The 20449-nt window shown below is 56.2% G+C and carries 19 protein-coding genes; 14 read left to right on the top strand and 5 right to left on the bottom strand.

Going from position 1 to position 20449, the window contains the following annotated elements; all coding sequences use genetic code 11:
• Positions 1-134 precede the first annotated feature (134 nt).
• The 6 genes from Cocul_RS11820 (at position 135) to Cocul_RS12795 (ending at position 8036) form a co-directional block, all read left to right on the top strand.
• The gene (locus Cocul_RS11820; protein ID WP_082422173.1) at positions 135-1043 is read left to right on the top strand and encodes a TIGR01777 family oxidoreductase; all 909 of its coding nucleotides are present in this window, start codon (positions 135-137) and stop codon (positions 1041-1043) included.
• A gap of 15 nt (positions 1044-1058) precedes the next feature.
• Positions 1059-1517 carry a pyrimidine dimer DNA glycosylase/endonuclease V gene (locus Cocul_RS12800; protein ID WP_082422216.1) on the top strand — a complete coding sequence of 153 codons (459 nt, stop codon included), beginning with the start codon at positions 1059-1061 and terminating at the stop codon, positions 1515-1517.
• A 524-nt stretch (positions 1518-2041) separates the two neighbouring features.
• On the top strand, positions 2042-2692 hold the full coding sequence (locus Cocul_RS11810) for a DUF3710 domain-containing protein (protein ID WP_082422172.1): 651 nt from the start codon (positions 2042-2044) through the stop codon (positions 2690-2692).
• Positions 2693-2835: 143 nt separating this feature from the next.
• Entirely contained in the window at positions 2836-5820 is a 2985-nt protein-coding gene (locus Cocul_RS04300) for a hypothetical protein (RefSeq protein WP_150114374.1), read from the top strand.
• A 90-nt stretch (positions 5821-5910) separates the two neighbouring features.
• A complete protein-coding gene (locus tag Cocul_RS11805) occupies positions 5911-6837 on the top strand; it encodes a cutinase family protein (RefSeq protein ID WP_082422171.1) in 927 nt (308 codons plus the stop codon).
• A 902-nt stretch (positions 6838-7739) separates the two neighbouring features.
• Positions 7740-8036 (top strand): hypothetical protein, encoded by a 297-nt coding sequence (locus Cocul_RS12795; protein WP_082422215.1) that lies wholly within the window; start codon positions 7740-7742, stop codon positions 8034-8036.
• A gap of 53 nt (positions 8037-8089) precedes the next feature.
• On the opposite strand, the gene Cocul_RS04285 is transcribed toward Cocul_RS12795, so the two are convergent.
• Complete coding sequence (locus Cocul_RS04285) at positions 8090-8392, bottom strand: hypothetical protein (protein WP_150114373.1); 303 nt, start codon at positions 8390-8392, stop codon at positions 8090-8092.
• 469 nt (positions 8393-8861) lie between these two features.
• Here Cocul_RS04285 and Cocul_RS04280 point away from each other — a divergent pair, with 469 nt between their 5' ends.
• The 3 genes from Cocul_RS04280 to Cocul_RS04270 all read left to right on the top strand — a co-directional run bounded on the left by Cocul_RS04280 (position 8862) and on the right by Cocul_RS04270 (position 10625).
• Positions 8862-9185: a hypothetical protein gene (locus Cocul_RS04280; RefSeq protein WP_055122093.1), complete on the top strand. Its 324-nt coding sequence runs from the start codon at positions 8862-8864 to the stop codon at positions 9183-9185.
• Between the two features lie 341 nt (positions 9186-9526).
• Complete coding sequence (locus Cocul_RS12995; RefSeq protein ID WP_160318490.1) at positions 9527-9838, top strand: antirestriction protein ArdA; 312 nt, start codon at positions 9527-9529, stop codon at positions 9836-9838.
• Positions 9839-9911: 73 nt separating this feature from the next.
• Complete coding sequence (locus Cocul_RS04270; protein ID WP_055122092.1) at positions 9912-10625, top strand: BglII/BstYI family type II restriction endonuclease; 714 nt, start codon at positions 9912-9914, stop codon at positions 10623-10625.
• Here the strand turns inward: Cocul_RS04270 and Cocul_RS04265 are convergent.
• On the bottom strand, positions 10597-11451 hold the full coding sequence (locus Cocul_RS04265) for an MT-A70 family methyltransferase (protein WP_055122091.1): 855 nt from the start codon (positions 11449-11451) through the stop codon (positions 10597-10599). The two genes, Cocul_RS04270 and Cocul_RS04265, sit on opposite strands and share 29 nt — an antisense overlap.
• A 409-nt stretch (positions 11452-11860) precedes the next feature.
• On the opposite strand from Cocul_RS04265, the gene Cocul_RS04260 reads away from it, so the two are divergent.
• The 4 genes from Cocul_RS04260 to Cocul_RS12255 all read left to right on the top strand — a co-directional run bounded on the left by Cocul_RS04260 (position 11861) and on the right by Cocul_RS12255 (position 15269).
• Positions 11861-12766, top strand: a complete 906-nt coding sequence (locus Cocul_RS04260; protein ID WP_150114370.1) for a hypothetical protein — start codon at positions 11861-11863, stop codon at positions 12764-12766.
• Positions 12767-13083: 317 nt separating this feature from the next.
• Positions 13084-13314, top strand: a complete 231-nt coding sequence (locus tag Cocul_RS12260) for a hypothetical protein (protein WP_150114369.1) — start codon at positions 13084-13086, stop codon at positions 13312-13314.
• 38 nt (positions 13315-13352) lie between these two features.
• On the top strand, positions 13353-13814 hold the full coding sequence (locus Cocul_RS04255) for a hypothetical protein (protein WP_055122089.1): 462 nt from the start codon (positions 13353-13355) through the stop codon (positions 13812-13814).
• A 273-nt stretch (positions 13815-14087) separates the two neighbouring features.
• On the top strand, positions 14088-15269 hold the full coding sequence (locus tag Cocul_RS12255) for a hypothetical protein (protein WP_055122088.1): 1182 nt from the start codon (positions 14088-14090) through the stop codon (positions 15267-15269).
• A gap of 1540 nt (positions 15270-16809) precedes the next feature.
• Here Cocul_RS12255 and Cocul_RS04245 read toward each other — a convergent pair.
• From Cocul_RS04245 to Cocul_RS04235, 3 genes are all read right to left on the bottom strand, one after another.
• A complete protein-coding gene (locus Cocul_RS04245) occupies positions 16810-17016 on the bottom strand; it encodes a hypothetical protein (RefSeq protein WP_055122087.1) in 207 nt (68 codons plus the stop codon).
• A gap of 2 nt (positions 17017-17018) precedes the next feature.
• Positions 17019-17801, bottom strand: a complete 783-nt coding sequence (locus tag Cocul_RS04240) for a class E sortase (protein WP_150114368.1) — start codon at positions 17799-17801, stop codon at positions 17019-17021.
• 867 nt (positions 17802-18668) lie between these two features.
• Positions 18669-19475, bottom strand: coding sequence for a helix-turn-helix transcriptional regulator (locus Cocul_RS04235; protein WP_055122085.1), 807 nt, complete (start codon positions 19473-19475; stop codon positions 18669-18671).
• Positions 19476-19709: 234 nt separating this feature from the next.
• Here Cocul_RS04235 and Cocul_RS12250 point away from each other — a divergent pair, with 234 nt between their 5' ends.
• Complete coding sequence (locus Cocul_RS12250) at positions 19710-20339, top strand: hypothetical protein (protein ID WP_150114367.1); 630 nt, start codon at positions 19710-19712, stop codon at positions 20337-20339.
• Positions 20340-20449: the final 110 nt, after the last annotated feature.

Raw genomic sequence — 20449 nt, 5'->3', positions numbered from 1 at the left:
ATTTGCTCTCAATGTTGAGAGTAATTGAAGAGCCTGTTGGTATTCATCTTAGCTGAAGTTTTCGCTTCGGGGGAGTGGCGTTGTGCTACGTTTGTGGTGCGGGTTTCCTCGTAGCTTAAGGAAGGTGTTGGATTATGGTCGATGTCAATGCGGCCCAGCGTAGCATTGCTTTAACAGGTGCCTCTGGTCTTGTGGGGAGTAGACTCCAGAATCTTCTGGAGCAACAAGGCCATCATGTTATCTCCTTGGTGCGGAGCGATCCGAGGGAGGGTGAGCGCTTGTGGGATCCGATGAGGCCTGATCCTGCTCTGCTGGACGGCGTAGATACGCTCATTCATATTGCTGGGGCCCCGATTTTTGGGCGTTTTACTGATAAGCATAAAAAGAAAGTCCGTGACTCCAGGGTAGGCCCTACTCATGGGCTTGCTGAATTGGCAGCAAAGACTCCTGGTGTGAATACGATGATCACGGCCTCAGCTGTGGGGTACTACGGGTACCAAGCTGATGAGATTGTTGATGAGTCCTCGCCTCGGGGGCAGGGTTTTTTAGCTGATGTCTGCGATAGCTGGGAGAGGGCCTGTGAACCTGCCCGACGGGCAGGGCTTCGTGTCGTTAATATCCGTACTGGTCTTGTCCTTGATGGCCGAGGTGGGATTTTGAAAGTTCTTGCGACCTTAGCGAAGACGGGGCTACTGGGTCCCCTTGCTGGTGGGCAACAGTGGTTTGCGTGGGTCGCAGGTGAGGATCTTGTCAGGATTTATGCGCATGCGGTGGTTGATTCTGATCTTCACGGTCCGGTTAACGCGGTAGGCCCGGAGAAGGTGACGAATAAGCAGTTTACCAAGATGCTTGCTGACGTGGTGCGGCGTCCTGCGATTATCCCTGTGCCGGGGTTTGCTCCTGCGCTTATTCTTGGTGGTCAAGGGGTTCAAGAGCTGGCTCTTGCCAGTCAGCACGTTAAGGCAAGGGTGCTAGGTGAACGGGGTTTTGAGTTCTCTTATCGAGATGCTCGTTCGGCGATACGCGCTGAATTAGCTTCCTAGAAGAGGCGGTGTGTGGTGCGGTTGTGGTCTGTTCACCCGTCGATTCTTGATCAGCGTGGTCTCGTGGCTTGCTGGCGTGAAGGGCTCTTGGCGCAGAAGGTTCTTCGGGGGCTGACCAAGGGATATAAACATCATCCGCAGCTACATCGATTCGCCAGACACGATGCCCCCATTGCTGCTGTGTGTGGTTATCTGCACGGTATCGCTGATGAAGCTGATAGGCGATCATATAATTTTGATCGGTCTCGTGTGGTGATGAACGTTTGGGAGTCGCGTGTTCCGGCTATACCTGTCACGCGTGGCCAGCTTGAGTATGAGCTGGCATTTCTTAAGCAGAAGATTGCGCGGCGTGATCCATCATGGCTTGCTTTACTTGATGAATCTATCCCTACGTTCATGGATGGGGGGACTGTACGGTGTCATCGAAGTTTTATCCCTATTGATGGGCCTGTGGAGTCCTGGGAGAAAATATAGCGGCGACATGTAGGCGCTCTAGGGGGTACGTGTCGACTTGTTGGGGTAGGTAGGTGCCTGCCTGTCGGCAAGGTGGTTTGTCAGCAAGGTGGGGTGCTGGCTATACGGCATGCTGGATTGGCGGCAAGGGGGGTGAGGGGAAGCCCGGGCGCGAGAGTGCTCTACGCCCGGGCCGTGGTCTTCTCAGGAAATGAGGTGGATTTCCCGCTGTGCCTCCTGAGAAGACCACGCGTCAAACGGAAGGTAGTTATCGTGTTGACGCGAAGATGATGATATATGACCAATTCTTCATCGGTCAAATGATGTTATAGCAAGAGCGCTCAGGGCAGGTGGGGAGCTGACTTCCTGGGCGCTCTTGTCGCTATCTTAGCAGTTCTGTGCGCTTTGTGCTACTTCCCCTTGCCGTTCCTATCTGAAAAAATATCTTTGCTTTTCTGTGCTAGGATCGTGCTTTTTTGCTTGCGGTGGGGTAGTTTCATGTAGTGAGCAGGTGAGGCACCTGTCAATGTGTGAGGAGGTAGTCGATGCGTGCCTTGATGGACGTGCGTGCCGAAGAGATGGCTGTGGGTGCTCGTGATGAGTTTTCGGTGGTGGGGCCATGGGATTCGGCTGTGGTCCCTGAATCGGTGGTTGCGTGTGACCGTCATTGGTTGGGTGCGTATGTGCATACTGCGTGTGCGCAGTTTCATGTCCCTCGGGGGGCTCGGGTTATTGAAGAGCGTCCTGCAGGTGGCCGTGCTGATGGGCTTCATGTGGTGCTTGGTGATGTCCGTGTGGTGATCAGTGTGCATGGTGCTGCGAAGTCCGAGCCGTTGTGGCAACAGCATCGAAATTTCATGATCGAGGAGATTGCGGCTGCTGGTGGTGATGTTTCGGTGGTGCCGGGGGTTGGTGGTGAGCGTATTTGCGCCATGCTGCCTGGTCAGGAAATTGTTGCTGCTGGTGTTGATGGGCCGCGATGGATGGTGCGTGCTGTGGCTTATGGATACGACTTTGATGGTTGTGATGTGCATGGTCTCCTGGATGATCTGTTGGCGGATTTTGTAGTCTTTCGCGGTGCTGGTCCTGTGGGGCCGGGGTTGCCATTGGATATGACTGTTTATGCCTCTCCTGTTCGTCACGTGACGACACCTTTTTCTGGGGTGATCGACAATTCTCAAGAGAGGTTGATATGACACTTGTAGTGGTAGGTTCTCGTCGTCGGTTGCGGCGAGATGTTCACACGATGGATGTGCGGCGTCCTGGTATCGCTGCTGCAGCGGCGTTCGCGGCTGCTGGAGCGGGGGTAGCTGGGGCATCTCCGGCGCATGCTGATGTGTTGGCGGATGCTAATAGGCTGGTTGATACGGCTGTGGGGACGGTAACTGGTCAGGTGCCCGCCCCGGCACCGTCGTTGCCGGAGCTTCCCATACTGCCGGAGTTTCTTTCCCAGATTCAGGGTGTGATGCCATCGAATCTGCTGCGTAAGAACACGCTGGCTGCTGGTGATAATGTCGAAGCGCCGCCTCAGGATGATCCAGGCCAGCTGCCGGTTGCTGCCGGAGCAGCTGCGGGGGCTCCTGCCGGTGTGGTGGCTCAGTCTCCGCAGTTCGGGGTGGATTCTTTGATGGCTGCAGGCGAGGAGAATGTTATTGGGCAGCTTGCGGGTGTGGCAGCGGTGCCTTCGGGGGATAATCTTGGCCAGATAGTCTCGGATGTGACCACGGTGGTCGGCAAGATCACCAGTGGTGAGATCCTCACGGATGCTCAGGACGCTATCGAGCGTACGTTAGCCTCTCAGGAGTTTGTCGCTTGGCGGGATAGCCAGGTGAGCCTGGAGAGCCTTGATCAGCAGGGCGTGGTTGGTATTGATCGTGCTGCTGCGGGTATTGGGTTGATCATCGACGGGCTCTCGGCAGATCCGATTGGCACGGTGACTGCGCTGATCGAGTCTGGTGGTGGTACCGGTCGGCTCCTGCGTGATCCGGTGGGTTTTGGTGCTGATGTGCTTGCCCGTGTGGTGGGCCCGGAGATGATGGTGCAGGTCCATGATCTTCTCGGTGAGATTGCCCAGCAAGGTGTGGAGGGTTTGATCAAGGCGGCACCTGCGGCGTTGATCCCGTTTGCTACGGCGATTCCGGGCATCTTGGCAGGTATTCCCCTAGGTGGTCTGCATGGCAGTGGGATTGGGGCGCTTGCAGGTGCTTTGAATCCGTTGAATCTCTTAGGAGCGATCCCTGGGGCGCTTCTTGGGGCACCTCTTGGTGGGCTTGCCACTGGTATTGCGGGGTTGGTCGGCTCGTTGCTTCTCACGCTTCCCGTGACGGTTATGGCTCCGCTGATTGGTGCTGCTGGTGGTTCGGTTCTTGCTCTTGCGGCGTGGGCTACGGCCGTATTCGGCACCTATGGGGTGTTCTACGCTCTTAGTGCGGGGGTGATCATCCTTGGTTCCTTGGCTGCGGGTACGGCAGCAGGGTTAGGTGGGTGGGCACTGTCGCTGTTTAACCCCTTTGCTATCCCGTTTGCTTTCTTCTTCGGTCTCGGTGTGGCCTTAGAGCTGATGTTCTTGGGTGGTCTGGGGTTGGTGATTACGACGGCCTGGATCCCGATTGCGATCTATGCGTTGGGTTTCATTCCGGTGCTGCTGGCAGGCATGCTTCCCGGTCTGGGTCTGGGTACGCTGATTGGTCTTGCGGTTCCGCTGATCGGTGTTCCCTTGTTGACCGCGCTTTCGGCACTTCCGGGGGCGATCATCGGTGGTGTGCTCGGGGCCTTAGCAGGGTGGGGTATCACCACGTTAATTGATACGTTGCTGGGTGCTGGTATCGGTGGCGTGCTAGGTGCGATCCTTGGTGGCTTGCTTGGAGGCTTGGCCGGTTTTGGTGCGGGCATCCCCGTGGCGCTTGGAGTAGCGGGGGTGATCCTGGGTAACCAGTTCGGGGATTGGTTTGCTCGTAGCTGGGCTGATCCGACCTCTCCGCTGGGGCAGCTGCGCCAGGCAGCGGAGCAGGGGTGGAACCGCTCCCTGTTGAAGGGGCTGGTGGACCGCTTTGCCGACAACTTCGGTCGTACCGGTAGTGGTGAGGTGATCTTTGATCTTGTTGGTCGTATCACTGCGTTGGGGGAGATCCTGGCGTTTCTTGATGGGCGCAGGTTCCGGGAGATGCTGTTGCGGGGTGCGCTTTTAGGCGCTGTTCCTGGTGGGATTGGTGGGGGAATCCTTGGCGGAATCCTGGGTATGATGGCCGGTTTGCTGAACCCGTTGAATCTGCTTAATGGTATCCAGGGTGCGCTGGCGGGTCTGATCCCGGGTGCGTTGTTGGGTGCGCTGGGTGGCGGGCTTTTAGCTCCGCTGTTGGGCACGCTTGCAGGACTGGGATCGATCCCGTTGACGTTCCTGCCGAATCTGGCGTTGCTGGCACTGGGTCTGGCTGCCTTGCTGACCCCTTTGGCGTTGGCTGCGGGGGCGGCAACGATCATCCCGCCGTTGGTGATTGCTACGGCTGTGACCTTCCTTGCGACGTTCTTGCTGGCAATGCCCTGGAGTGTGCCGTTGTTCCTATTAGCCGGTGCCATGAGTTTATTTGCTCTGGTGATGGCGAATCCGCTGTTGTGGATTCCGACGCTGGGTATCGCGCCCTTGGTGTCTTTTATCGTGGGGTCTGCTGCTCTCGCGATCGCAACGGGCAACACTCTGGCGGTTTTGGGATTGTTGGGCGTGATGGCTTTAACGGTCGGGGTGGGCACCTTCTTGGTTACGCTGCCGTTCTTCGCGTTCCCAGCGTTGGGCTTAGGTCTGGCAGGGCTTGCTTCCCTGCCGGGTCTGTTGCCGATGGCGCTGGGAATGTCGCTGCTGGAGGCCATTGCTCTTGGTACTGGGGTGACCGCCTTGTCATCGCTGCTGACCGTTCCTGTAGGCGGCATTCTTGGTGGTCTGCTAGGTGCGGGTGTCGGTGGCGTGCTAGGCACGATCATTCCTGCTGTGGTGCGTGCTGTGGTCTACGGCCTGGGCGGGAGTGGGCTGGGTGCCGGTCTGGGGGCTGGTCTTGGTGGTCTTCTGGGTGGCCTTGTGGCTTTGTTGACGCACCTGCGCGGTGATGGTGGGGTTGTCCCTGGGGATCCGGAGACGGCTTTTGGTGATCTGCGTGTGCTCAACCACGGGGGGTTTGGTGACTCCTTGTCGTGGATTCCTGGTCTGACTGGGGCCAAGGAGCCTGAGCGGGTAGCAGTGCCTGCGATTGCGTCGCCAATGTTTGGTGTGCGTGGTGGTCAGGGGAGTGTGGATCGTTCCCTGACGGATGTGACGGCGCTGGTGTCGGCATAAACGCTGTTGTGCTGACAGAGCCGTGTGTGTGCGGTGACAACGACTATCCCCGCAGATGTGGGGAAGCAGGTGGGGACTTGCTTATAGCACATGATCGATAGATATAAGGATCAGATTGCGATGTCGTTGAAGAAAAAATATATCAATAAGTTCATGCGATTCGTGCTGGCTGCGTGCACAGCGACAAGCATGACCAGCGTGGGGGCTGCTGTAGCTGGGGAGTCCTCGTCTGGTTCGTCGCTTCCGGTGGGAGGGTGCGCATCGAATCTCGTGTTTGTGGTGCCTGGTAGTGCGAATACAGCGTCGTTTTTCCCCGAGACGGTACCGCATGGTGCGGGAACGACGGGGATTGCATACCGTTTGAATGCAACTCCAGGGGTTTCTGCTCGGATGATCCCGTTTAATTCGGCATGGCCGGTGGGGGTGGTTTCGTATTCTGATTCTTATGCGATGGGGTTGGATAAGGCTATGGGGATTATCGCTCGGGAAGCGCAGGCGTGTCCTTCGGCCAGGATAAGCCTGTTTGGGTATTCCGAGGGGGCGGATATTGCTGCGGGGGTAGTTGAAGCGATCAATGCTCATCGTGGCCCGGTGGGGCCTGAGCGGTTTGGGTCGGCAGCGTTAATGGCGAATCCTTCTCGGGGGTTTAATGGTGCTTTGGCGTGGGGTTCAGCTTCTCCGGGTGAGGCGTTACGTCCGGTGAAAGACTACGGAGTGTTGGCCGAGCGTGTGTTGGAGATTTGCAATGCCGGTGATGTGGTCTGCGATACCGATCATGTCGCGCCGACGATGAATGCGATGAATACTCCGGTGTTGCAGGATTCTGCGTTGCTGCGGGGTCAGGTTGCTTGGGACAAAGTCGTAGAGTGGCTGGGGTCAGCAGGTCCTGCGACGTTGCCGGCGATGGTGGCAGAGACTCCGGGGATGTTGATGGGGTGGGCGGTTCATGGGAGTTATCTCATGCCTGGTGATGGGTTGGATGCGGGTGAGTCTTTCCTTCGGGCGCATTTTGTGTAAGTCATGTTGGTGGCAGACGATATAGGGGTAGGTGAGGTCATCGTCGATCATCGATGATGACCTCGGGAAGATTGCTGGCATGGTGGCTTGCTGACAAGGTGACATGGTGGCTTGTTGGCAAGGTGACATGGTGACATGGTGGTGTGGTGGCTTGTTGGCAAGGTGGTATGGGTAGTATAAGCCAGGCTGGACGACAGCTTATCTGGCATTAGGTGCACGTCAGCCCTGTCTTTGTGTGGGGTTGTGGTGATGTGGATTTGCTTGCCCAAGCAATCTCTACATGGGTGAATGGGCTCATTGGTTGCGTGGATAGTCAGTATCCTTGCCGTCTGATGAGGATCGAGATCAACTTGAGAGTAGAACCATATCTCTCCCATACTGCCCATCAGGGGGTAAAGACCCGCAGTCCAGGCCTCCTAGCAGGCAAGTCCTAATCTAAACCCATGGGTGACAACACCTGCTGGGTGGTGGTCTTCGCGCCTTCCTCTGGGGGATCTTGCTGAGGGCGCTTTTGTCACCCCAGGCTCTAGCGGGGAAACGCCCCGCAGCCTGGGGATTCTCGTTTTCCCCTCGTGGTGAGTGCGGCGAAGCATGGCCAAATACGGTCGTGAATGTAGTCAATTGCCGTCAAGTTTTTTTGTCACGCCAGCACGGGTAGTTGCAGGTCAGGCTATCTGGTCCAAAGGGAAATCTGGAAGCTCCTCCGCCGGGAGCGGCCCTATATTGGACACTTCGCTAGAGTGTGGACGCTGGGCATGCTTTGGCTGCACAGGCATCAGATGCCGGGAATCGTTGTCGGTGTTATTGACACCGATTCCCTTATTGATATCTTATCGAGAATGCCCTTACAATGGACTCACCCCCTCAATAAGGACACCGAGTTAGAAGAAGGAGAGCAGCACATGACGCAGACGTGCCTTGCCCACAAAGACCACGATCACCAGCACGGCCCTAACTGTGGGCACGTCGCGGTCCCTCACGGAGATCACGTGGACTACATCCATGATGGACATATCCACAAGGAGCACAACGGTCACTGGGATGAATGTGAAAATAATGAGCACCAGGCTCATGAACCCCACGATCACCAGCATGGCCCCAACTGTGGGCATGTCGCCATCCCCCACGGAGACCACGTGGACTACATCCATGACGGACACCGCCACGCCGCACATGAGGGCCACTGGGATGAGCACTAACTAATCCTCGTAAAAGAACGCCCCCACCCCGTCTCGGGGTGGGGGTCATCTTCTTATTCCGTGGGGAGGTTGCCACGTAGTGTCTCAGGCAGCCTTTCTAGCCCACCATGAGCCCCCTGCTGCATCAACGCCGATGAATCCCCCTCCAACAACGCAGTCAACGCCGTCCTAGAGCGACGAGCTTTCTCACGCTGACTCACACCACCAGCAGCAACCTCCCACTCCTCCACCACAGCATCGGCATACCCCAGCGCAGACTCCCACACCGCAACCGGCACATGCGCCTTGAAAAACTCCTCAACAACCTGCACATCACGGTCGCGAGCGATAGCTGGATCAAGCAGAGTGTCGGCCACCAGGAGCTAGTAGTGGATGGATACGCGACCAGCTGTTTATGACCCTCGGTCGGTACCGGCGCGCGGAAAAGAAGTGGGCTACTGGCTGGAGGCGGTTGCAGATGAGCTAGAGGTAGAGGTTTATCTAGTGGAGGTAGGGTGACGGCTCTGGTGAGCGGAGCGGATCATCGACGCCGGGTGAACTCTCCGGGATTCCTAGCTGGTTTGCTTGTCTGTTACGGTCCCTTTGATTAGCCTGATCGAGCTATCTCATGGAAAGAAATGCAATATGGATAAGCCCGACGAAGTAATAATCTGCAGTAGCGATGACGGCTTAGCGAAAGTTGCACTCCAAGTAAGAAATGGGCCGAGAAGAACTCCGCTGCGCGGGTGCGGGGGTTTTTACCCTAGCTTGCATCAGCTGAGCTGGAATATAATACAACTACGCCTCTACGCACATGTAGGGGTGACCCCGATCTAGGAGGACTATATGTTCCGTAAGGCTGCTATTGCGGCCGCAACCTTTGCTGTTGCCGCGACTACCGCCGTTGCCCCCGCAATGGCTTACGAGGTTGACAACGGCGCAGCCGCCATCCCGGATAACGCTCCCGTTGTGGAGAAGCCGGCGTTTGACCTGTCCACCATCAAGACCGATGTGAAGCCGGCCCTTCCTGGCAAGAGCCATGAGGAGCAGGTTCAGCAGGCTGATCTGACCGGCAAGCGCCTCGACAACGCCAAGAAGGGCGTGGAGACCGCTAAGACCATCGTGGACACCCTCGGTGGCCTCGGTGGCCTGTTCGGTTTTGGGAAGTAACCCAACCCCAGCCATAGGTTAAAGCCCCCGCAGTATGTCGTGAACTGCGGGGGCTTTAACCTATCGTTACCCTTTTTTCAACACCCAATCTGTAAAGGAGTTCTTCAAGTGTAACATGGTTTCCATCACTACGTACCCCGCTGCCTGCGCCAAATCTGGCTATGATTGTCCTGCTACAACGAGGGCCGTCTCGTCGGCGAGTGTATCGATGCCGCTGATGCTGGTGACCTTGGGGCTGACGATCTGCACGGCACCCCGAGGACTCACGAGGAGCTCTGGGTGTTCGATCTCGAAGGCTTCCCGCGAGGGGTCGGAGAGATTTTCCCGTCCGCTGCTGTCCCGTGGGTGAGCTCTTCGAGGAGGTAGGCGAGCACGAGTGGGACGCCCTCCTTGCTCGGGTTGAGACGGGTTGCTACGTGGCCGACTCCGACGGCCTGCCGTGCTCGTCAGACTTTGAGGACTGGTTCTGCGGCTGCTGGGACTCTGAGCCCGACTACGCCTCGCATCTTGCCGAAGAGCTAGTCATCTGGGATGAGGTTCCGGAACACCTGCACTCGTATTTCGACATTGACGCTTGGTGGCGCGACGAGCGACACGACTACACGATCTGCGACGCCTCTGACGGAGGCGTCTACGTCTTCCGTTCGCACTGAGAACAAGACCCCGGTCACCACACGGTGACCGGGGTTCCTTCTTCCGACCTGTCAGCGCTGGTAACCTTAGTAGGTGGACTTCACGCATTCATACGAGGCGGTACTGCCTGAAGATGTGCGGGCTCGCTACGAGATTCGAGAGACCCGCAATGCTGCGGCGATCTTCAAGGCGACGAATCCCGATCTCTTCGACGAGCTTGTCAGTTCTCTCAACTCCTTCGAGATCGAAGCCGATGATCTCCTGCTTGCGGGCGGTCAAGAGTCGACTCTCGCAAGGCGTTTCAACGACGCTTTCCGGTCTCTCGGCTGGCGTGAAGCGAGAGTCGATACGGATATTGAACTGAAGCTCAAGATCATGCCATACAAGCCCGCAGGTGAGAGGGTGGTTCGCGAACGTTCGACGCCTGTGAGTAACAAGGGGTACAAGGTCGACAACTTCAAGGGTCGTGTTGCGCTCGATCTGGAGTGGAATGCCAAGGACGGCAATCTTGATCGCGACATCGGCGCCTACCGTGCACTCTATGATGCCGGGTTCATTGACCTTGGGATCATCGTCACCCGCACTCAAGACGAGCTTCGCGCTTTCGCGACCCAGCTAAGGCTCTCGCACGGCATGGAGGAGCGTGAAGCGAAGAAGATGCTGGCAACGACCACGACGACGAACCTGGAAAAGCTCATGCCGAGGCTGACTCGTGGCGATGCCGGCGGTTGCCCGATCCTCGCTATTGCCATCTGTAGTCGCACCTTCGAGAACGCCATCACGCAGACGGGGGCTCGGCTTTCTTAGGTCGTCCTCGTCCTCGAAGGGTGACGCCGCCTTTGGCGAGCAGAGTGCGCACGCGAGCGATCGAGTAGCCGGTCTGAGTTGCAAGTTGCTGGACGGAAGCGCCAGCTCCGTATTCTTCGGCCAGTACGCGGGCTACTCGATCTGAGAGCCAGTCGCTCATCCGCTCGTTCGGCTCCAGTAGGGGGAGTCGTTCGATTTCTCCGCCGCCGTACCCTCGCTGGGCCTTGCCTTGTGGTGTCACGTCATCCTCCGATTCGTTGCCCCACACAGACCATCCGGGCCTGGCGTAGCGCGCGAACATCTCCAAGTAGGGGCCGGGAGAGCATGACTCGATGAGGTCGTACTGCTCATCCGGTTTGCGCGAGTGCTCGCGCTTTCGGGTCTCGATCATGTTCACGGTCGACCTGCCGGGCGCGAGGGTGCGCATCGAGCCGCGTACCCCGAACAAGATCGGCTCGGTGACATTGCGGAAGTAGAAGCCGACGCCACGTCCGTCCGGTCCGCCATCCTTCCGTCGCTTCGCCCAGATGATGTTCGAGACGTACCGGAAGCCCCAGGACTCCATGACTGCGATGCCTTCGGGTAGGAGTGCGTTAGGTACCCACAGGTACAGGTGGGCGTCCTTCGCGACGACGTCGCCGACTGGCAGAGCCTTGATCTCGTCGAGTGCCATCGTGCCGTATCGCCCCAGGCGGCGGTGTTCTGGGGCAACTTTTCCCGTTCGGTTGGCGAACCGCCACGGAGGATCGGCGAGGACTGTCTTGAACCCTCCCTCTGTCGTTGCGAGCGGCGCAATCTCCTCGCTGGGGCTTGTCTTCATCGTCATGTGGCCAGTCTAGCAGTTAAAGATCTAATCAGCGCAAACTAGATCTTATCTGATAGCTTCGCTACTCGTCGCGAGAGCGTCACACGTAGATTCCCACGTTCGGTGTGTCCCGGCAGATCGCTGCCGGGCTCTGGAGCCGTCATTGTCGGTGTCGTCGTCGGTCTGCAACTCCGTGGCGGGGCTCGGCTTTGAAGTTACATCGCTTTGGGTCCAGGCTCGTGTGGTTGGCGATGTAGACCTGCTTGTCGGTGTTGGTCTGTGTGGTGCTGGGTGTGCTGATTTCTTGGGGTGTGGGCAGTATGCCGTTGCCGGTGTGTTTGATTTCCTAGAAGTACGCATGATCTCGGCGATGGTAAGTGGGGGAGTGCTTTGAGGCGTGGATTGCGCTGGGGTATGACCGACGAGGTTCATGATTGGTGCGGGTGTGCCTGCTGGGCTGCTGGAGGTGACACAGGGGCAACTATTCTGTAATAATATTATCGTAATTTTTTTTCATGAACCACTCTGTGCTGGAATTTTTCCAGATATATGTGTTCTTGTGTTTGTGGTTGTTGACTGTAGGAGGTATGGAGTGATGGTTGGTCATGATGAGCTTGTGCGGCGTTTTGCGGCTCGGTGTTTCTCGGAGAATTGGCCGGTGGTGCTGGGTGTAGCGGAGGCGATTCGTTCTCAGGGGCGGGTAGTTCCGCAGGTGAGTGATGTGCAGGTTGTTGAGGAGTTTTTCAAGGCGCATGTGCCGGTTGCGGTGTGGGAGTCTGCGCTGGGGTATGCCGATGCTGTGGTGGAGGAGTGGGAGGTTGCTGCTGGTGGTGTGAGTCAGCGTGAGAAAGCTCGTCGCTCTAGGACGGCGTTGACTGCGTTGTTGGAGGGGGATTCATCGGCGTTGATGCAGCAGGGGGCTCATGGTGGGCTAGAAAACGCCCAGATGGAGCTGATGGCGGCGAAGGCGGCGGTGAGTCAGACGAAGGATCATCGTCAGCGGGCAGAAGCTGAAGCGAAGGTGGCGAAGGCACAGGCACGGGTGCAGGAGCATCAGGATAAAGCCCGTGCGCGGCGTTTGGCGGCGTTGATGGTGGTGTTGGGTCGTGAGTATAGCTTGGCGGAGGAGTACGAGCAGGTGGTAGCGCTTGCGGATGGGTGCGTTGATCCTGATGATGCTAGGGGAGATGACCAGCAGCATGGGGAGGATGAAGCTGATCAGGATGTGGCTGCTTTTATCTCGGGGGAGGTGCCTACTTTAGAAAAGCAGTCGGAGGGTGATGGTTCGGCGGCGAAGATGCAGGGTTCGATCCTGCCGAAGTTTCTTAAGAAGTAATCCTTGGAAGATGTATAGGTAGGCAAGAGGCCAGCGTCGAGATGAAAAAACACACTCACCGTAGGCACATGTTGGAATTAGATGATCGGGAGATCAACCAGCAGCGTGTATGGGCTAGGGGTGAACACGTTGAGGAGTCACGGTGGGTGTCTCTTGATCCTGATGATGTAGCAGGTAGGCAGCGGTCTGGTTGGTGGGAGAAATCCCACGTGTCAGTATCATCTCGGTCTCGGCGGGGGCTGCCGGAAGATGATGGGCGTCTGCGTTCCCGGTGGCGGGGTCTTGCGGTGGTGATGTGTGCTCTGGGGGTGGCATCGATGGCCTTACTTCCCGTCTTGTTGCATGCGTATTTAGGTGGTTGGGTGATTCCTTCTGCGTTGTGGGTGGTCTGTGCTGGTGTGGTGGTGGTTCTTGCAGTGGTGATCATGGTGGCTTCTCCGCAGGGTTCGTGGCGTTTCCTGGGAGGAGTTTTTGTTGCTGTGTTGGTATGCGTGGCGGTGGTGTGTGCGGGCTTGTTTTCGGCGCAGATTTTCGGGTTGACCAGTTGAGATAGATATCTCGACGAGAGTTAAGGAGAAGTCGTGTCATGGTAGGTACTGCAACGGTTTTTTGCTGTGGCGGGCTTTTCTTTTCTGCCTCAGTTCTGTTCTGGTTGCGGGCGCAGGTGTGCGTTTCTGCAACGGTGAAGCTGGTGCGTGGTGCTATCGATCAGGAAACGTGGCTAGGGCATGTTGAGACGTTTTTTGCTGCATTGAGGTGGTTACGAACTGCTGTGGTGGTGGTGGTCTTTGTGGTGCTTTGTTCATGGCTGGTGGTCACTGTGGCGTTCGTTCTGGCTCAGATGTCAGGTTCTCAGGTGATGAGAGTAGATATTGTTCCTTCGATGTGGGCTGTCAGTATGACGGCGGTGATGGTGTGTCTCGGCGTGGGGATGTTATGGATCGGGGATCAGCGGTGGGATTACTCGGAGAAGATCGTCACCGGAGAGAAGAGCCTTGGGGAAAGTAGGGAGTGTAGTTTTCTTCTACCGAAAAATATCTATGAATAGGAAGAAGAGGATGGGTGTCCACGATCAACAGTCCACAACGCGTCCGCAGCAGTATGGTGTGACATCTCGATGGGGTTTGTGTGCAGGGATAAAAATAGCGGTAGGTGTGTTGGGGTGGGGTGGCTTTTTGTTGTTGGTTTGGGATTGATGGGAGTGCCGTGCTGTGAGGGAATCGCCCTGCATAGTTGGTACTGGATGAGGCGGTGTCTTCAGGTGATAGGTGATGTGGTGTCGCTCGTTTTCTTCACGGGATTATGGGGGTAAGGAGTGTTGATGAGAGGGAAAAAGATCATCGTGGCATCGGTGTTGGTAGGGGTACCTGCTGTGTTGGGTGGTGCGGTAGCGGTGATGACTACGTCGGGGCGTATGGTGGTCGATCAGCAGGCGGTGGATGTCTTTCATGCTCATGTCGATGAACAGGTGTTGGGGTATTACGACACAGTATGTAGTGAAATTACGAAAACGCAGGGTGTTTCTCGTGATTTCACTATTACGGCGCAGGATGTGGTGGGTCTTGCACCTAGTGACGCTGCGGTGATGTGGAAAGAACGACTAGGGGAAGCTGCGGATGACCTGGTAGAGATCACGCGGCGTCTTCAGCAGGTGGACGCTGATGCTCCTGTGAAGGTTCTGCGCCCAGATGATGGGGTAGAGGGCACTGATTTTCGTGGTGCTTTAGTTCCACTGGTGCAGGTGGTTGGTGATGGGGCAGCGCGGGTTCGTGGTGTGGTGGGTGATGATCGTTGGGCTGGTGTGGAGGATCCGGTAGTGCATCAGGAGGTGGTGTCGGAAGCGATGGGGGTTGTAGCGGGGATTCCGGGGGAGGTCGTTGGTGTGTTGGATCAGGTTGTTGGTGGTGCTCGGGTGTTTTCGGAGGCGACGAAACAGGCGGTGGAACAGCGATCTTCGTGTGATTCGTTGTTGTCTCCGCGTGTGGATCAGGATGTTGTTTTTGCTGAGGTAGTTGAGGCTTATGGGTTGGTTCGTCGTGTGCATGAGCGTTTTGGTGAAGCAATGGAGCAGGTTGAAGGTCTTGAGTCCTTGACTGGTGAGGATCTTGTGGCTGCGCGCCACCAGATCGCCCAGACGTGGAGCGCTGTGGCAGAAACCGCTGAGGAAAATCGGTGGGAGCTTGACCAGTGGGAAAACACCCGAGAACCAGATACCCCGGAATGGAAGGCTGTCCAACAAGTCCAGGTTGTCGCGGAGGAAGTTGCTCGCGTGTACCGCGACGTGGGCGTTTGGGCACGTGAACAAGAAAGCACGGCGGCGCAGACTGCGCTTTCCGTAGCAGGGCTTCAGGATATGCTTAACGCTGCAGTGGAGGGGTTGCGGGACCAGCAGATCTCGGAAGCACGAGTTGTGACGAAAGCATTAACGATGATGCCGGTGCCGAATGAAGCCACGAGAGAGGCGTTAGAGGAAGAGGGGGTGGGTAACGCAGTTTCCGGTTAGTTCTCGTGCTGGTGGGGTTTTGCTTGTGGTGATGGTTGTCATAGATGGGATTGTATGGCGTGGTAAGCTCTCTACTGAGGTGATTGAAGCCTACAATCAGGCACACCAGTAGATATTTTACGCTAGTCCATTAATTTGATCCTGGATGGTTTAGCTAGATCCAGGTTGGGAGAGGGCTGGATAATGATCGGCAACTGGAGCGTATCCCCGTGGCTGGCTGAGCTGGAAGATCCCTGGTCTCTGGCATGTCCAAGGATCATTGATTGCTGCATGTGTTACAGCTTTTGTTCCTGAGAGGTATCCGGCAACTAGTAGGCCGACCATGAAGGCATATTTTGGTTCACTTCAATCCCTCCCCCCTTTTTTTGAGATAAATATCACTGCAAGCCATACTGCTCCAAGTGCTATTGCGATGGAAGAATATCCAATCCCTTTATCTAGGAACTGATGTGAAGCGGTATCCCAGTATGGGCCATTAGAGAAAATAGGGGCAATGATGAAGCAGTATGACATAACCCCAACATTATCGACACTGCCGAAACTAGCACCCTTTTTGAATCTTTGAATTTACTGACCATTGCAAACCTCTTTAGCGAACGGAATCGAAGTTGATATTATCCTCTACTCCAGCAGCGCCGAGTCCGCACACTCCGGCAGCAACACCTCCGGTGCCTGCGCCTAGCGCTCCGCAGATCAGCGACCATCTCTCTTTTGTGATTTCAGGTGGAGAAGTGTTATTGCTACCGAATAGATGAATAGAAATATTGATAATGCTTGCAAAGCCATGATACTCCTTATCTGCAGATTTTATTTGTTTCGGCTATGCATCCGATAGATGCAATCATACTACACGCTGTTGCGCAAGCAAGGCCGCTCAGCTTCTTGACTAGTCTAAGTGCTATACAAATTCCATAGCACCCCGCTCCTCCGCCTGTTCCCCACAGAATCCCATGGCCCATTCGCAGGCGCCGTACTCTTGCTCGGAAGGGTCAATTTCGCTATACGTGGTGATGTTCTCGTCGGCATCGACAGCGCCGTGCCATAGCTCTTTTTTATCGAACAAAACCCATGCTTCGTGCTCTCCTTCTGCATTCTCTGCTTCGGATATGATATATGTTTGCGCTCCAGCAACAGTGTCAGATTCGAGATCAACTGCAACTCGGTGAAAAACGACATCCCGTGATGAGTTATTTGACGGGAATGATGATGGACAGAATCATGATTGCTGCCACTAGTGTGGTTGCATAAATGAGCAGTCTGTGCTTGCTGGTGGTTTGCATGCATGCTTCCTTTCGATGATTGGGGATGATCGTCTCACCCTGTTGGAAGTGAACATCACCAATTGTTTGCAGTAATTTGTGATACCTAGAAGATCGCACGATAAGCCTTAGCTGTCAAGAGATGTGAAAAATCTGAATATTTTGTACCAACCCGTGTATTGAGTTTGGAGATTTACTCCGGTGTTTGATGCTGGCGAACGGCATCTTTTGGTCTATATTTAGTTTTCTCTGTATGTATCTACAAAAGTCCATGTGAACGCTTAAAAGGTTGGCATTTTGTAGATCATTTGCCCTAGGTAGGGGAAGATGGTCATGGATCCAAGAATTGTCAGGAGGAAGAACCCGGCGAGGAGGATCGCGCTTTTGATGGCGGGGGTAGCGCGGGGGTGGCGATTTGCGAAGTGGGGTTGCTTATTGTCGGGGTTTTTGCGTGGTGGGATGTGGTTCCAGATCCAGATGGTGAGCATGGTTAGTTCCTTCCGTGGGCTTGGGTGAGGATGGCGTGGATGATGATGCGTTGCGCGTTCGAGAAATGGGGGTGGCAGGAGGTCAAGGTCAGCCACGCGGCCGTGGCTGGTACATCTGGGGCTTCGCCGGGGGTGGGGTTGACGACTTGTACGGCGGTGGGTTCAACAATGCGTTGGCCGGGGATGGTGCCGTCGGTGATCTCGGGGTGGTGTTCTGCGGCCTCGGGGGCGCAGTGGGTGAAGGCGTCGATCTCGGATGGGTCGGTGCTTAAGGGTAAGACGGTGTAGGTGTAGCTGCCACCTTGGGTGTTGATGGTGATGGCATCGCAGGTCTGGAGGGTATCGATGTTGGCGAAGGGTGCGGTGGAGCCATCGCGGTGCGCGGCCAGGGAGAAGTTGCCGGTTTCGCCGGGGAGGGAGGTCAAAGAGTACCAGGCGATGCCGGTGCGGAGGTTTTCTAGGCTGGTGGTGGCTTTGATGCTGTATTCCCAGTCGTCACCCAGTCTAGGGATGGATGCGGTGGCGAAGGTGTCCCCGTATTCGGGTGCAGGGATGGGGTCGGGTGGGGTGAGGGGATCGGGTTTCTTCCATTGCTCGTTGAGTGAGGCCACGGTGTTGGATTCGTGGCGGGCACCGGTATGCGGGGTGATGATGAATAGATGGATTGTGAGCATCGTGATCAGTACACAGGTGGTGACAGCGAGATCAAGGAGGATGCCGCTGAGGTAGTGGAGTGCTTTTTTATGCATCATCCTTCTTTCAGGGTCAAGAAAAAGGACCAACACGTCGCGGTGGCGTGCTGGCCTTGTGAAATGGTGTGGTGTTATGCGGTGGCTCGGTGGAGGCCAGCGGCAACGCCGGCGATGGCAAGGGCGCTGATTCCTGCGGCTATGGCTCCTACACCGCCACCGGTTTGTGCCAGCTGCGGTGTGGGGGCAGCGACTGCTTTGGGTGCAGCAGGGGTAGCCGGGGCTGTTTGGATTGGTGCAGCCACCTGTGCGGGGGAGCTGATGACGGGGACCTGAGGGGCGGGGGTTTGGTATTGCGGTGTGGAGCGCGTGGGGGCTTGATAGTTTTCTGCCGGGCCTGGTGTTTGAGTAGTGCCGGTAGGTTCTTCGGCTTGTGGTGCCGTGTTGGTTACTTCGGGGACGCTTTCAGTATCGGTGACTGCGGTGTCGGGTTGAGTTGATTCCTCAGCAGCGTCGGGTTGGGTGGGCTGATCCTCGGTTGTGGTGCCTGGTTGGGCGGTATCGGTTCCAGGAGCTGTGCCTGGTTGGGTGATATCGGCTTCGGTGGTGGTACCTGGCTGAGACGTGGTGCCATCGGTGACGGTGCCCGACTGGTGTGTCGTGAGATCGGTTGCCGGTTGGCTTTCGTCGGCTGTGGCTATCCCTACGGGAAGGGCGACGAGGGCGCTTGCTGCCACAGCGGAGAAGAGAGAACGAGATCGCATAATAATTACGGTCCCCTTTCACTGGTAGAGTGATACTGGTCTTTCTGTGAATATAACACGAATAACAGTATGGGTAAAAGGGGTGGCCACTGCGTTTGTTCTGGGTATCGTACCAGCTCATATGCCATTTTTTTGGCAATCTGGATATGTGTCAATATGGCATGCTGGCATGCTGGATTGGCGGCAATGTGGCGTGTTTTTAATTTCTATTCTTTTTTTGTCGGAGGATGAGGGGGTTGTTTTTGAGGCATTCATGTGTCTGGGATAGGAGGATGAGATGGTTTTGTGCTTCGGTGCGGTTGAGTAGTGATGTGATGGGGAGGTGGAGGTACGTTGCGTAGGCCATTGTGGTGCGGGTGGGTAGCTCGGTAAAAGGTGTTCCTTGGTCGAGGGCGTCGATGTGGTCTGTTTCGGTGCCAAGGTGGTGGTGGACTGTGGTGATATCTTCTGGTGTTGTCCAGGGGAGGCAGATGAGCTGGTGCAGTGTTGTGAGGAGGTCAATGTCTTTTTCTGGTGGTGTGGGTGCAGTGGAGTAGGAATAGTCCAGTGCGGGTAGCTGTGTTGCTGCCCGGAGGGTCTCTTCGGCGGCGGCGGCAATGAGTATGAGGGGGGTGTCGTAGGCCTTGCTGAGGGCGGAGAGTTCCGTTTCGTTTGGGGTGCGGTGTCCATTTTCGATCCGTGTGAGTGTGGCGGTGGAAAATGGTAGGTCCTGGGAGGCTTCCGCGATGTCCTTCTGGGCAAGGTAGCGGTAGCTGGAGAGATTTAGTGGTCCGACGGGGTAGAAAAGGTCGCGGGGGCTATAGCCTAAGACGCGGGCGATGTCGCCGATGCGTAGCGTTGGCCGGTAGAGGCGATCAGCGTCTTGTGTGTAGGGGGTGCTGTGTTCCCAGGCTCGAAGTGTTCCGTGGGTGACGCCGCTTAGTTCGCTTAGTTGTACTTGTTTGAGGCCTAGCATGGTGCGGCGCTCGATGATCTTTTTTCCGTTGATCCGCAAGTTTGAGTCCATGGGTATCAGGATAGCGTGCTGATTTTCTCTTGCCTGCCTTGTGACTGCTGATGACGCTGTGGCAAAAGGGAAACATGGCGAGTATCCGATTTTTCATCATCGCCCAACGGTGGGGTGGTGGATGATCTGGTGGTGCTGTACTGCTTGTTTGGTCTTGTCTCGTGCCTCCTTGCTGTAATAATATTACATATAGTCTGTTTTATTTTTAGCTCTGCTGTGTGGAGGAGGTGCGGGGTGGACTGGTTTGATGGTGTTGACGGTGGTGGTGAAGGAACGCCTTCTGGGCCTCGGTCGGGTTGGGTTGATCGTGTTGAAGAGCCTGATGCTGTTCAGCAGGGCAAAGAGCGCAAGGCGGGAAAGATGCCGCCGGTCAACTGGTGGGTTGTCGGTGGTTTATGTGTCTTGGTGGTCGTGGTTGTAGGCGGTGGTGGGGTTGTTATGTCTTTGTCGTCTGGTTCCTCGGAGAGGGCAGGAGATGGGGTGTCGTCTGCGGTGGCGGCGAGCTCATCGGTAGAGGAGACGGCCTCGGTGGCGGTGTGTGACCAAGTCGATGCGCGTGCGGATGATCCTCAAGGCGTGGTGGTGGCGTTTCAGCAGGCGTATTACTCCGGGGATGTCGCTGGGCTTGAGGCGTTGCTTGCTGATGATTCTGCGTTGCGTGCGACGAATTGGGAGGAAGTGCTTCGCGCGGTGCCGCAGGCGCAGGTATGTACCACGACCACGGTGATGTCTGATGAGGCGGTCGCAGCAGATGTGGTGGTTACTGATGAGGTCGGGAGGAATGTGTACTTGCAGGAATATCACTTAGAGGAAAGTAAGGGCGGGTTTAAGATCATGGAGATTTCAGATAGGAGCAAAAAGTGAATAGATCAGTTAGTTCTAGGCTGAAGATTTTTCTGGCTCTGGGGAGTGTGGTGAGCCTGGGTGGGGTGTGTGTGGGGGTTGCAGGAGCGCAGGAAGTCTCGGAACCGCAG

It is taken from the genome of Corynebacterium oculi (assembly GCF_001412105.1).
Taxonomy (GTDB): Bacteria; Actinomycetota; Actinomycetes; order Mycobacteriales; family Mycobacteriaceae; genus Corynebacterium; species Corynebacterium oculi.
Note: the sequence above shows the minus strand (reverse complement) of the source record. Positions and strands in the feature narration are given on the sequence as shown.